This window comes from Subtercola vilae (genome assembly GCF_004923255.1).
GTDB classification, from domain to species: domain Bacteria; phylum Actinomycetota; class Actinomycetes; order Actinomycetales; family Microbacteriaceae; genus Subtercola; species Subtercola vilae.
Genome location: NZ_QYRT01000024.1, coordinates 12323 through 25049, shown reverse-complemented (window position 1 = coordinate 25049; position 12727 = coordinate 12323). Strand labels below are relative to the sequence as shown.

Sequence of the window (12727 nt, the reverse complement as noted above, 5' to 3'; positions counted from 1 at the left end):
CTCGGCTGTCGCTTTGCGCCCCCAAATGTGTGCGGGGCGACGAACATCAGCGACACTACAGCCGAGCCAGGCTCGCAGCTCGTGTGTGACTCTTTGTGACAGAAGGCGGTCAGTGCGTGCTGAACTCGAGCAGCTGGGCCTCGAATTCGGGTGTGACCAGGGCTCGCACATGGGTGCCGCCCTCTTCGTACTCGGTGCTCAGAACCGTGCTGTGCTGGTGCATCTGCGACACGAGATCGCCACGGTCGTATGGCACCAGAACGTCGACCTCAATCGAGGGCGTCGGCAGCATGCCGTCGAGCGTCGAGAGCAACTCGGCGATACCCTCACCGGTGCGCGCCGACACGAACAGCGAGTGCGGTTCGAGCCCGCGGAGCACGATGCGCTCACTCTCTGAGACCAGGTCGCTCTTGTTGAAGACGACGAGCTCGGGCACGTCACGCGCGCCGGCGTCACCCACCACGAGGCGAACTGTGCTCAACTGGCTGGCCGGGTCGGGGTGTGAACCGTCGACCACGTGCACGATGACGTCGGCGTCGGCGACCTCTTCGAGTGTCGACCGAAATGCCTCGACGAGCTGCGTCGGCAGGCTGCGAACGAAGCCCACGGTGTCGACGAAGGTGAACTCGCGGCCGTCTTTCGTCTGTGTGCGGCGCACCGTCGCATCCAGCGTGGCGAACAGCGAGTTCTCAACCAGCAGACCTGCACCGGTGATGCGGTTCAGCAGTGATGATTTGCCGGCGTTCGTGTACCCTGCGATGGCCACCGACGGCACGGTGTTGCGCTTGCGGTTGGCCCGCTTTGCCTCGCGTGCCGGCTTCATGGCCGCGATCTGCTTGCGCAGCCGCGACATGCGTGTGTGGATGCGGCGCCGATCGAGCTCGATCTTCGTCTCACCCGGCCCGCGCGACCCCATGCCTGCTCCCGCGCCGCCGACCTGGCCACCGGCCTGGCGCGACATCGAGTCACCCCAGCCGCGGAGCCTCGGCAGCAGGTACTCGAGCTGCGCGAGCTCGACCTGGGCCTTGCCCTCGCGGCTCTTGGCGTGCTGGCTGAAGATGTCGAGAATGACCGCCGTTCGGTCGATGACCTTCACCTTCACGATGTCTTCGAGCGCGCGCCGCTGGCTCGGTGCCAGCTCGCTGTCGGCGATCACCGTGTCGGCGCCCAGCGCCTTCACTACGCTGGCGAGCTCTTCGGCCTTGCCCTTGCCGAAATAGGTGCTGGGGTCGGGGGTCGGGCGACGCTGCAGCAGACCATCGAGCACCGCGGCACCCGCGGTCTCTGCGAGCGCTGCAAGTTCGTGCAGCGAGTTCTCGGCATCGGTCAGCGTGCCCTGCGTGTACACGCCGATGAGCACCACATTCTCGAGCCGCAGCTGCCGGTACTCGACCTCGGTGACGTCTTCGAGCTCGGTTGAGAGCCCCGCCACCCGGCGCAGTGCCTGTCGGTCGGCACGGTCGAACTGGTCGCCGTCGTGGTTCTGCTGGCCGGCGCTCGTGCTATCGCGCTGAAGCGCCTGTGCGCTACCGGGGGCGAACAGTGCGTAACCGGATGCCCGGGCATCTGCCCTGGCCAGAACGCGGTCGACGGAGTCTTGTGACCCGTCGCTTTGCGTGTCCGTTCCTGTCGAAGTTGAATCGTTTTCAGTCATTGAATGCAAGACTAGCCCTCTCGTTTGCTAAGTTCCCTCTATGGCTACTGACAATGGGCACTACTTCTCGAGCCAGCCCACGACCCCTCTGCGGTTGAAGGAAATTCCCGTGACCATCGCCGGTCACTCGTTCGCAGCCACCACAGCAGGAGGGGTCTTCAGCCCTGATCGTGTCGATGTCGGAACCCAGGTTCTGCTCGCGAACACGCCCGCACCGCCCCCGGGCGGCAATCTGCTCGACGTGGGGTGCGGCTGGGGCCCGATCTCGCTGGCTCTGGCACTGTTGTCACCCCACGCCACCGTGTGGGCTGTTGACGTCAACGAACGTGCGCTCGACCTGGTGAGGGCCAATGCAGCCACGCTGGGCCTCGAGAACATCAACGCTGTGACGCCCGCGGATGTTCCCGCCGACATCGCCTTCATGACCATCTGGTCGAACCCGCCCATCCGGGTGGGAAAAGACGAACTGCACAACCTCATGCTGACGTGGCTGCCGCGCCTCGACCCCGGCTCAGACGCGTGGCTCGTCGTTCAGCGCAACCTCGGTTCTGACTCGCTGCACCACTGGCTCGAAGGTGCTCTGCGACCCGCGTTCTCGGTCACCCGCACCGCAACCCACAAGGGTTACCGTGTGCTGCGGGCCCGGCTTCGCGAGTAGAGTCTGCGCTCAGGCGAGGGTGACGTCGCCCTCGAACACCAGCTCAGCCGGGCCCGACAGCGCGACGTGTTCGCCGTCTTCTGTGGCGTACATGCGCACGCCGACGGCGCCGCCCGCAACCTCGACGCGCCACTGGTTGGGTGCGCCCGCGCCGGCCCAGTATCGAATGGCGAGGGCTGCAGCGACCGCGCCCGTTCCACACGACAGGGTCTCGCCGCTACCGCGCTCGTGCACCCGCATGCGGATATGGCCGACCCCGTTGCGAACCATCGGCTCGAGCGGCACGACGAACTCCACGTTCGCGCCGTCGGCCGGCTCGGGGTCGATTTGCGGAATGAACGTCAGATCTAGCGACTCGAGCTCAGCTTCGTCGAGCAGTGCCACCACCACATGCGGGTTACCCACGTTGATACCGAGGCCGGGCCTGGCAACCTGCAGGCCCCTGGCGCGAACGAGCGGCTCGCCGCCATCAAGCCTCCACCGACCGAGGTCGGCCTGAAAACCGGTGAGGTTGCGCTGCACGTCGACAACCCCCGAGCGCGTACCCACCACGAGGGTGTCGCCCGCCTCGAGTGTGGCCATGCCGTTCTCGAGCAGAAACTTCGAGAACACCCGGATGCCGTTGCCGCACATCTCTGCCACGCTACCGTCGGCATTGCGATAGTCCATGAACCACTCGGCGGCCTCGTCTTCGGCGAGTGACGCGGCGCCGGCATCGATGTTGACCGACCGCACCGCGCGAATGAGGCCGTCGGCACCGATACCGAAATGCCGGTCGCAGAGCGAGGCGATCTGGGTCGGCGTGAGCGACACCTCGCCGTCGGGGTCGGAGAACAGAACAAAGTCGTTGCCGGTGCCCTGGCCCTTGGTGAAGTGCAGCTCGATTGCCATGGCTCAAGCCTAGAGGAGCGCGTAGGCCTGCTCTCCCAGGTCGTCGGCCGCGGCATCCAGCCACACCGCCTCGCGATAGCGACGAAACCAGCTCACCTGACGGCGGGCATAGCGCCTGGTCAACGCCTGCGCCTCGGCGATGGCCTGAGCCTCGGTGAGGGTCTCGTGCAGCTCCCCCAGCGCCTGCGCGTAGCCGATGGCCCGGCTCGCCGTCACCCCGCGCTCGAGCCCCAGCGGAATGAGTGCGCGCACCTCGTCGAGAAGGCCCGCCGCCCACATGCCCACCACTCGCTGGTCGAGCCGTTGTACGAGCAAGTCACGTGGGTGCTGCAGTGCCAGCACCGTCGCCGAACGCCACGGCACCGGCTTCTCGGGAAGCTGGCCGCTCACCGGAACACCGGTCAGCTCGATCACCTCTAGCGCACGCACGATGCGCCTGCCATTGTGTGGGCCGATGGATGCTGCAGCCTCTGCATCACGCTCCACCAGCCTCCGAAACAGCAGCCCAACACCGCTCTCAGCCACCTCTGCCTCGAGCCGGCCACGCACCTCGGCGTCGCGCACCGGAAACTGAAAATCGTAGATCACCGACGACACGTACAGCCCCGAGCCGCCGACGAGAATCGGCACCGCTCCCCTGGCGATGATGGCGTCGATCGCCTGTCGCGCATCGGCCTGGTATGCGGCCACCGAGACGTCGGCTGTGACGTCGTAGACGTCGAGCATGTGGTGCGTGATTCCGCGGCGCTCGGGCGGCGCGAGCTTGGCCGTGCCGATGTTCATTCCGCGGTACAGCTGCATGGCATCGGCGTTGACGATCTCCGCCGGTCTTCCCGCACGGGCCAAGCGTTCGGCAATGCTGAGGGAGAGGTCTGATTTGCCGGTACCGGTGGCGCCGACGATCACAATGATTTCTGCGCTCATCTGGCCCATCTGTGATTGGTGGCTCTCGCTGGCAGCGTCAGACGCGGCGACAGCGCCGCTGCCTGACGATGCATCGATCAGCGCAGGTCGTCGGCGAGGTCGTAGATGGGGCTGGTGGCCACCCGCAGGGTGGGCAGCCCGAGCGAAACGCGACCGGGAGTCGACGACGAACCGTGACCGTGGCCATCGTCGGTGCTCGCGGGCACAGCGCAGGAGTCGGACTGGTCTCTCTCCCACGCGTCACCCGCCCGTGTGCGGCGAACGCGGAGCGGCTCACCATCGACGGAGTCGGCGATGAGGTAGTACGGTTTTGCCCCACTCACGGTCACCGTGACGACGTCGCCCGGACGCGGCAGCGGCGACCCCTCCGGCACGTCGAAGTGCACCAGGCGGCTGTCTTCGGCACGGCCACTCATGCGGTGCGTGTCGGCGTCTTTGCGACCCTCGCCGTTGGCTACGAGCAACTCGACCTGACGGCCGATGACCTTCTCGTTCTCTTCCCACGAAATGCGGTCTTGCAGCGCCATGAGGCGCTCGTACCGCTCTTGCACGACGGCCTTCGGCACCTGGTCGGGCATCGTGGCGGCCGGGGTGCCCGGGCGAATGGAGTACTGGAACGTGAACGCCGTGGCGAACCGAGCCGCTGCAACCACGCGCAGGGTCTCCTGAAAGTCTTCTTCGGTCTCGCCGGGGAAGCCCACGATGATGTCGGTACTGATGGCCGCGTGGGGCATGCGGGCGCGCACCCTGTCGAGAATGCCGAGGAACTTCTCTGACCGGTACGAACGCTTCATTGCGCGGAGAATACGATCGGAGCCTGACTGTAGCGGCATGTGCAGCTGCGGCATGACCGCGGGCGTCTCGGCCATCGCGTCGATGACGTCGTCGGTGAACGCAGCAGGATGCGGGCTCGTGAACCGGATGCGTTCGAGACCCTCTATCTGGCCGGCCGCCCGGAGCAGCTTGCTGAACGCCTCCCGATCGCCGAACTCGACACCGTAGGAGTTGACGTTCTGGCCGAGCAGAGTGACCTCGATGGCGCCGTCGTCGACGAGAGACTGAACCTCGCGCAGCACCTCACCCGGGCGACGGTCTTTCTCTTTGCCGCGAAGCGACGGAACGATGCAGAACGTGCAGGTGTTGTTGCAGCCGACCGAGATGGAGACCCACCCGCTGTAGCTGGAGTCGCGCTTCGTGGGCAGCGTTGACGGAAAGGTCTCGAGCGAGTCGAGAATCTCAAGCTGCGCTTCACCGTTGTGACGAGCACGCTCGAGCAGGCTGGGCAGCGCACCCATGTTGTGCGTGCCGAACACGACATCGACCCACGGGGCCTTCGACAGGATGACCGACTTGTCTTTCTGGGCCAGGCAACCGCCGACGGCGATCTGCATGCCCGCGTGACGCCGCTTGACCGAGGCGAGGTACCCGAGGTTGCCGTAGAGCTTGTTGTCGGCGTTCTCGCGCACGGCGCAGGTGTTGATGACCACCACGTCGGCCTCGCCCGATTCGTCGCGCACGTAACCGGCTGCTTCGAGCGACCCACTCAACCGTTCTGAGTCGTGCACGTTCATCTGGCAACCGAAGGTACGAACCTCGTAGGTGCGGATGCGCCCCGACGATTCCACTGCGGCCGCCGACGGCACGATGATGGTGGGGGCTTCGCTGACGCTGGTCATAGTTGTCTCAGTCTACGTTCGTCTCGCCAACCGAGCCGAATCTCACCATTCCTCGGTGAGACCGGCCCGGCCGAAGCTGACTTAGTTGAAGCGCACTTTGCGCGGGCCCGGCGTGAGCGCCGCCGCCACAGCCGAACGGATGACCGCCGACGGGTAGCCCTTACGCATCAGGAACGAGGTCAGCCGCCTCTCGGCGGTCTGGGCGTCGAGCCGGGCGAGCGACGGGGCGCGCTTCTCGGCCAGCTCGATGGCCCGCCGCAGTTCGTCGTCGTCATCGAGCGCCTCGAGGGCAGCAGAGATGATCTCCGGCTGCACGTGACGCGTCGACAACTCGTTCTTGATCTGCGAACGGCCATAGCCCTTGCGGCGATGAAGCGTCTCGACGAGATTCTCGGCCAGGTCGAAGTCGTCGACGTACTTGTTGGCGCGATAGCGGTCGAGAAAGAGCTCGAACTCGCTCTCGTCGACACCATTCGCCGCCAGGAGCTTCGTGACCTCCCACTCGGAGAGTGCCTTGCGGGCGAGAGCGCGCACGACGACGTTCTCAAGGAACGCCTCGCGCTCGCCCTCACTCATAGCGTCTTCGACTTCGCTCTCACCGTAGCCATCGCCATCGAATTCGCCCTCACCGATCTCCTCCGGCACCGCGATCACACCGGGAAGATACGTGACCTTTGCGACCACGACTAGGCACCCTTACGTGCAGCAACCTTCGGAGCAATGGACTCGACCTTCGCCGTGTCAGTCGCTGCCGTCACCGCGACGACCTTCGGCGCGTTCGGGTCTTCGAGCAGGCCGAGCTTCATCTTGATCTTGTTCTCGATCTCGAGAGCCACATCGGGGTTCTCTTTCAAGAACCGACGCGAGTTCTCTTTGCCCTGGCCGAGCTGCTCGCCGTCGTACGTATACCAGGCACCCGACTTGCGCACGATCTCGTTCTCGACGCCGAAGTCGATGAGGCTGCCCTCACGCGAGATTCCGATGCCGTAGATGATGTCGAACTCCGCCTGCTTGAAGGGCGGCGCCATCTTGTTCTTGACGACCTTCACCCGCGTGCGGTTACCCACGGCCTCGGTGCCCTCTTTGAGAGTCTCGATGCGGCGGATGTCGAGGCGGATCGACGCGTAGAACTTCAGCGCCTTACCGCCCGCGGTGGTCTCGGGGCTGCCGAAGAACACACCGATCTTCTCGCGCAGCTGGTTGATGAAGATCATGGTCGTGTTGGTCTGGTTGAGCCCACCGGTGAGCTTTCGGAGCGCCTGAGACATCAGACGGGCCTGGAGCCCCACGTGCGAGTCACCCATCTCGCCTTCGATCTCGGCGCGCGGTACGAGGGCTGCAACGGAGTCGATGACGATGAGGTCGATGGAGCCCGAGCGCACGAGCATGTCGGCGATCTCGAGGGCCTGCTCGCCCGTGTCGGGCTGCGACACCAGCAGGGCATCGATGTCGACGCCCAGCTTCTTCGCGTATTCGGGGTCGAGGGCGTGCTCGGCGTCGATGAAGGCGGCGATACCGCCGCCACACTGCGCGTTCGCGATGGCGTGCAGGGTGAGCGTGGTCTTACCCGACGATTCAGGCCCGTAGATCTCAACGATGCGGCCGCGGGGAAGCCCGCCTATGCCGAGCGCGACGTCGAGCGCGATGGAACCGGTGGGGATGACCTCGACGGGGGCGCGGTCATCACTGCCGAGGCGCATGATCGACCCCTTGCCGAACTGGCGGTCGATCTGTGCGAGTGCTGTTTCGAGAGCTTTCTCACGAGTGGCATCTGAGGGCATGTGGTGTCTCCTTCAATAGGCGTGAGGTCGGGTCTCGAAGAAACCCGGCACCCGCAATGTGGTGTGCCTATAGGCTGTCGCGCCCCGCCACGAGTGATTCGCGGAAGATTGGCGACAAGGCATAAACGCGCACGTTCTGAACGGTTTTCACACTACGCACGACCACCGACACTGCGTGCCGGAGACCCGTGAACTGTGGAGAACAGCCCAAAACGTCTCGCTGTGAAGGAGACTAGCAATACCCGAACATATATTCGAGTGAATGCCTCGGCGTGTTGCCGCACTCGAACATAGAAACGAGCCGGACAGAGGGGTGAGCTACGACCGGGGCAGTGGGAGCCCAGCACCGTGCCAACGGCTCGTCGGCACATCGGCGGCACGGCAGAGTGCCATCCACACCTCTCGGGCATCTTCACCGGCGCCGATGGCCTGGTCGGCCGTGCGACCGCCGAACTCGGTCAGAACGAGGTCGCTGGTGACGACGCGACCGAAGCCTGACCCGAACTCGTCGAGCACGGCCTGCCGAAATTCGCTGACACGCACCGGTTAGCGGGTCACCAGACCGGCATCGAAGCCCGCGACGAACTCGTCGGGCACAGTGTCGGGAATGGTGTCGATACCCTCGATGACGGCCAGACGGTCGCCCACCTCGCGCATGATGACCGAGATAGGAGTGTCGAGAGCGTCGGCAACCGAAGCGAGAATCTCGCTGGAGGCTTCTTTCTGACCGCGTTCGACCTCGCTGAGGTAACCAAGTGCAACACTGGCCTTGCTTGCGACCTGCCGAAGGGTTCTGCCCTTCTGAAGACGGAAGTCCCGCAGTACGTCGCCGATTTCTTGACGAACTAAAATCATCGGAGCCTCCTTAGCGTGTCTATCTCAGTCGAGCCGTTCGAATCTGTACCACAAACTCTAAACGACGGAGACTGGACTTTCGTTGTTAATGACGTCAGGTGTAACGAGATCGAAACCTGAGTCATTCCCGCGCAACCTGCTTCATATCTGCGCTCTCAGGATTCGCACGGCTTCGCTGACGGCCGCAGCCCTGATCTGGTCACGGCTCCCCGCGAGGTGCAAGGCGAAACTCGACGTCTTGTCGCCGACCGCCAGCCCCACGTAGACAGTTCCTTCTGCATGGCCGTCTTGCGGGCCCGGGCCCGCCACTCCCGTTGTCGAGATGCCGATCGAAGCGGGTGACCCATCGACCGACAGCGCGAACCGAACCCCTTCGGCCATCTGCTCGGCGACTTCCGGATGCACGGGCCCCTGTGACCGCAACAGAGTGGCATCCACCCCCAGCACCGTGGCCTTGATACTCGTATTGTAGGCCACGACTGCCCCGAACACCACACTCGATGCCCCCGCCGGCCTGATCAGCTCAGCCACCAGCAGACCGCCGGTCAGTGACTCGGCGACGGCCACGGTCTCGCCGCGCCGTGCGAGGTCGGCTATCAGTCGCGCGGTGAGGTCTTCGCCCTCGTCGTGTGACCCGTCGGTCACTGCTTCTTGGCCTTGTTGAGCTTGAAGTCCTGGTACAGGTAGTCAAGACCGGTGATGACCGTGAGCACGAATGCGATGCTCATGAAGATGGCGTTGACCACGAACATCCAGTCACCCAAGGGCACCCAGAGCGGCAGCAGGGCCAGCGAGATGGCGATCGACTGGGCAAGTGTCTTGATCTTGCCGCCGCGCGAAGCGGGAATGACCCGCTGGCTCAGCACGGCGAACCGGTAGACGGTGATGCCCACCTCGCGGATGAGGATGATGATGGTGACCCACCACGGCAGCTCGCCGAGAATCGAGAGGCCCACCAGTGCGCCGCCCGTCAGCACCTTGTCGGCGATCGGGTCGAGAATCTTGCCGAGGTCGGTGACCTGGTTGTTGCGGCGCGCGAGGTGCCCGTCGATGCCGTCGGTCGCGATGGCGAGAATGAACAGGATGGCCGCCGCGTACCGGAGGCCACCGTCGGCGCCATTGTCGGCCAGCAGCATCCAGAAGAAGATCGGGGCCAGCAGAATGCGGATGACGGTGATCGCATTCGGCAGGTTCCAGTTGCTGGGCTTCGCGGGCACGCTCTGTGCCGAAGTCGGGCTGGTCATTTTGCTACTCTCTGCCGGTGTAGCCCCAGGCGTCTTCATCGTCTGTGACTTCAACCTCAGGATAGCCGTCGCCGGGCTCGCTCAGAGGGTCGACGTCGTAGCGGTTGTCAGAGGCCGACGGCACGAGAGAGGTGGGCAGGGGTGCGGTGGCGGGCAGGGCGGCCGGGGCAGCGGCGTACGACGCCGAGCCGCCGACAGAAGCTGGGGCAGACGCACCCACAGACCCACCCGGGCCCGCAGCCGAGCCGTGAGCCGCGACATCCGACCCCCGCAGCATGGCCAGCACCTCGGGCAGTTGTTCGGCCGTCACGAGCACGTCGCGTGCCTTCGAACCCTCTGAGGGCCCGACGATCTCACGCGACTCGAGCAGATCCATCAAACGACCCGCCTTCGCGAAGCCCACCTTGAGCTTGCGTTGCAGCATCGAGGTCGAACCGAACTGCGTGTTCACGATGAGCTCGGCGGCCTGCAGCAGCACTTCGAGGTCATCACCGATATCAGAATCGATCTGCTTGGTGACGGCGGCGACCGTGACGTCGTTGCGGTACTCGGGCCGCGCCTGCAGCGTGACGTGCTTGACGACCTTCTCGATCTCGCTCTCGCTGACCCACGCACCCTGCACACGAACCGACTTCGAGGCCCCCATGGGGAGAAAGAGCGCGTCGCCCTGCCCGATGAGCTTGTCGGCACCGGGCTGGTCGAGAATGACCCGCGAGTCGGTGACGCTGGTCACTGCGAACGCCAGCCGCGACGGAACGTTGGCCTTGATCAGGCCCGTCACCACATCGACGCTGGGGCGCTGGGTCGCCAGCACGAGGTGGATTCCGGATGCCCGGGCCAACTGCGTGATGCGAACGATCGAGTCTTCGACATCTCTCGGTGCCACCATCATGAGGTCGGCGAGCTCGTCGACCACGATCAGCAGGTACGGGTACGGCTTCAGCACCCTGTGGCTGCCGGCCGGCAGAATGAGCTCGCCGTTGACCACCGCCCGGTTGAAGTCGTCGATGTGCCGAAACCCGAAGCTCTCGAGATCGTCGTAACGCATATCCATCTCCTTCACGACCCAGGCCAGCGCTTCGGCGGCCTTCTTCGGGTTCGTGATGATGGGCGTGATGAGGTGTGGAACACCCTGGTAGGCGGTCAGCTCGACGCGCTTGGGGTCGATGAGCACCATGCGCACCTCGGCGGGCGTGGCGCGCATCAGGATGCTCGTGACCATCGAGTTGACGAAGCTCGACTTGCCCGAGCCCGTCGACCCAGCCACGAGGAGGTGAGGCATCTTGGCGAGGTTCGCGATGACGAATTTGCCCTCGACGTCTTTACCCACGCCGATGGTCATCGGGTGCGTGTCGTTCGTGGCCTTCGCCGAACGCAGCACATCGCCGAGCGACACGATCTCGCGGTCGGTGTTCGGAATCTCGACCCCGATGGCGCTCCGGCCGGGAATCGGCGAGAGAATACGCACTTCGTTGCTCGCGACCGCATACGAGAGGTTCTTGCTGAGCGCGGTGACACGCTCGACCTTCACGCCCGGGCCGAGTTCGATCTCGTACCGGGTGACGGTCGGGCCGCGCGAGAAACCAGTGACTTTCGCGTCGACCTGAAACTGGGTGAGTACTTCGGTGAGGGCACGCACGATGTCGTCGTTCGCGGCCGAACGGGCCTTCGACGGCTCGCCGAGCACGAGGCTGGTGGCGGGCGGAAGCGAGTAGTTTCGCTCCTCAGCCTCTTTCACCTCGGCCAACGGAATGAAGCCAGCGTCATTGCCCATCCCCGGCAGAACCGCGGGCTTCGCTTCGCCCGGGAACAGCACGCCCGTGAACGAGGCCTCGTCGGTGCCGGCATCGTCGCGGATGCCCGTGGCCGACTTCGAGCCGGGCAGAATCTCGCCCGTGAAACGCTTGACGGCCTGCTCGGCCGCTTCCATGTCGCCGAGCACGGCTGCCCCGAAGGCCATGGTGTCTGCGGCGTCAGCGCTGCCGGCGCTCTCGTCGACGGTGCGGTCGACAACGGCGCTCAAGACCTCGGTGCGGTCGGAGTTCGAGGCCCGGGCATCCGGAACCCGACCGAGAACCTCGGTGGGCGGGGTGCGGTCTTCGACGGTCGTGATGGGGCTGTCGAACGCGGGATCTTCTTCGCGGCCACTCTTGTTTCGGCGCCACCACGGCAGGGAATCGACGTCGACCTCATCGAAGTCGAGCTGCAGGTCGCCGGTCTGGTTGGCGTCGCCCGCACCCTTGCCCGCCTTGTTCTTGGGATCGCGCGGTTCGGGCGCCTCGCCGAACGCCGCGCCGAAGAGGTAGTTGTAGAGCTCGCGAAGCCGAATGCCGACCTTGTTGGGCGGGGTCTTCGTGATGATGAACAGCGAGAGCAGAAGCAGGAGCGACACGATGATCGTCGCGCCCACCGAGGTTGTGACGGCGATGAGGGGCGCGGCAATAACCCAGCCGAACACTCCCCCGGCCTTCGCCAGCGACTCCATGCCGGCGGCGGGTGAGGGCTGCGGGCTGAACACGTGGCAGAGGCCCGAAACGGTGAGCAGCAGGATGCCCAGGCCGATGCCGATGCGCCCGTTGTCGTTCACCGAGTTCGGGTGCCGAAAGAGCCAGATGGCCAGGAGCAGCATCACGACGGGCAGCGCGTACGCCACCCGACCGAAGAGGCCGCCGAACGTATAGGCGTCGAGCAGATTCGCGACGGGGTTGGCCACGAGGAACCACTCGATGACCGCGCCGGCCACCGCGAGCACGAACAGCAGGAAGGGGAAGCCGTCGCGCCGCTCGTCTTTGGCCAGCTTCTCGTGGCCGAAGGCGCGAGCGGCGCCGCCCGTGAGGTGGGCGAGGCCGAGGTACATCTTCGCGAAGGGGCCGGGGCCACCGTCGTCGATCGGGTAGCGCACGGTCTTCTGAACGCCGGTCTGGCCCGTGGGCTTGGCGGCGGTTGTTCTGCGGGGGGTCGGCGTTTTCGCCCCGGAGCCACCCGCACCGCGGGCGCGGGAGTTCGACCTGGTACTCGTAGCCATGCGTCAACGCTACTGTTCT

General features: G+C 65.2%; 12 protein-coding genes. 1 reads left to right on the top strand and 11 read right to left on the bottom strand.

The genetic code is table 11. The features are described 5' to 3' along the window. Positions 1 to 109: 109 nt before the first annotated feature. Positions 110 to 1654, bottom strand: a complete 1545-nt coding sequence (gene hflX / locus D4765_RS12365; RefSeq protein ID WP_136642612.1) for a GTPase HflX — start codon at positions 1652 to 1654, stop codon at positions 110 to 112. Between the two features lie 40 nt (positions 1655 to 1694). Between hflX and D4765_RS12360 the strand changes: the two genes are divergently transcribed. Beyond that, on the top strand, positions 1695 to 2312 hold the full coding sequence (locus D4765_RS12360) for a class I SAM-dependent methyltransferase (RefSeq protein WP_136642611.1): 618 nt from the start codon (positions 1695 to 1697) through the stop codon (positions 2310 to 2312). A 9-nt stretch (positions 2313 to 2321) separates the two neighbouring features. Here D4765_RS12360 and dapF read toward each other — a convergent pair whose 3' ends face one another. The 10 genes from dapF to D4765_RS12310 all read right to left on the bottom strand — a co-directional run bounded on the left by dapF (position 2322) and on the right by D4765_RS12310 (position 12708). Beyond that, positions 2322 to 3203: a diaminopimelate epimerase gene (dapF, locus tag D4765_RS12355; RefSeq protein ID WP_136642610.1), complete on the bottom strand. Its 882-nt coding sequence runs from the start codon at positions 3201 to 3203 to the stop codon at positions 2322 to 2324. A gap of 9 nt (positions 3204 to 3212) precedes the next feature. Further along, on the bottom strand, positions 3213 to 4127 hold the full coding sequence (gene miaA / locus D4765_RS12350) for a tRNA (adenosine(37)-N6)-dimethylallyltransferase MiaA (protein WP_136642609.1): 915 nt from the start codon (positions 4125 to 4127) through the stop codon (positions 3213 to 3215). Between the two features lie 77 nt (positions 4128 to 4204). Then, positions 4205 to 5803: a tRNA (N6-isopentenyl adenosine(37)-C2)-methylthiotransferase MiaB gene (gene miaB / locus D4765_RS12345; protein ID WP_136642608.1), complete on the bottom strand. Its 1599-nt coding sequence runs from the start codon at positions 5801 to 5803 to the stop codon at positions 4205 to 4207. 81 nt (positions 5804 to 5884) lie between these two features. Next, complete coding sequence (locus D4765_RS12340; protein ID WP_136642607.1) at positions 5885 to 6487, bottom strand: regulatory protein RecX; 603 nt, start codon at positions 6485 to 6487, stop codon at positions 5885 to 5887. 2 nt (positions 6488 to 6489) lie between these two features. Continuing rightward, complete coding sequence (gene recA, locus D4765_RS12335) at positions 6490 to 7584, bottom strand: recombinase RecA (RefSeq protein WP_136642606.1); 1095 nt, start codon at positions 7582 to 7584, stop codon at positions 6490 to 6492. A 318-nt stretch (positions 7585 to 7902) separates the two neighbouring features. After that, positions 7903 to 8127 carry a DUF3046 domain-containing protein gene (locus D4765_RS12330; RefSeq protein ID WP_136642605.1) on the bottom strand — a complete coding sequence of 75 codons (225 nt, stop codon included), beginning with the start codon at positions 8125 to 8127 and terminating at the stop codon, positions 7903 to 7905. A gap of 3 nt (positions 8128 to 8130) precedes the next feature. Continuing rightward, positions 8131 to 8439, bottom strand: coding sequence for a helix-turn-helix domain-containing protein (locus D4765_RS12325; RefSeq protein WP_136642604.1), 309 nt, complete (start codon positions 8437 to 8439; stop codon positions 8131 to 8133). Positions 8440 to 8580: 141 nt separating this feature from the next. Further along, the gene (locus D4765_RS12320) at positions 8581 to 9084 is read right to left on the bottom strand and encodes a CinA family protein (protein WP_136642603.1); all 504 of its coding nucleotides are present in this window, start codon (positions 9082 to 9084) and stop codon (positions 8581 to 8583) included. After that, a complete protein-coding gene (gene pgsA, locus D4765_RS12315) occupies positions 9081 to 9683 on the bottom strand; it encodes a CDP-diacylglycerol--glycerol-3-phosphate 3-phosphatidyltransferase (protein ID WP_136642602.1) in 603 nt (200 codons plus the stop codon). The genes D4765_RS12320 and pgsA overlap by 4 nt, the downstream gene beginning before the upstream one ends. 4 nt (positions 9684 to 9687) lie before the next feature. Continuing rightward, positions 9688 to 12708, bottom strand: a complete 3021-nt coding sequence (locus D4765_RS12310) for a DNA translocase FtsK (RefSeq protein WP_136642601.1) — start codon at positions 12706 to 12708, stop codon at positions 9688 to 9690. Between the last annotated feature and the right edge of the window lie 19 nt (positions 12709 to 12727).

Coding starts and splice junctions, on each gene's coding strand:
- hflX (WP_136642612.1), bottom strand. CDS start 1,654: ATGACTGAAAACGATTCAACTTCGACAGGAACGGACACGCAAAGCGAC.
- D4765_RS12360 (WP_136642611.1), top strand. CDS start 1,695: ATGGCTACTGACAATGGGCACTACTTCTCGAGCCAGCCCACGACCCCT.
- dapF (WP_136642610.1), bottom strand. CDS start 3,203: ATGGCAATCGAGCTGCACTTCACCAAGGGCCAGGGCACCGGCAACGAC.
- miaA (WP_136642609.1), bottom strand. CDS start 4,127: ATGAGCGCAGAAATCATTGTGATCGTCGGCGCCACCGGTACCGGCAAA.
- miaB (WP_136642608.1), bottom strand. CDS start 5,803: ATGACCAGCGTCAGCGAAGCCCCCACCATCATCGTGCCGTCGGCGGCC.
- recA (WP_136642606.1), bottom strand. CDS start 7,584: ATGCCCTCAGATGCCACTCGTGAGAAAGCTCTCGAAACAGCACTCGCA.
- D4765_RS12325 (WP_136642604.1), bottom strand. CDS start 8,439: ATGATTTTAGTTCGTCAAGAAATCGGCGACGTACTGCGGGACTTCCGT.
- pgsA (WP_136642602.1), bottom strand. CDS start 9,683: ATGACCAGCCCGACTTCGGCACAGAGCGTGCCCGCGAAGCCCAGCAAC.
- D4765_RS12310 (WP_136642601.1), bottom strand. CDS start 12,708: ATGGCTACGAGTACCAGGTCGAACTCCCGCGCCCGCGGTGCGGGTGGC.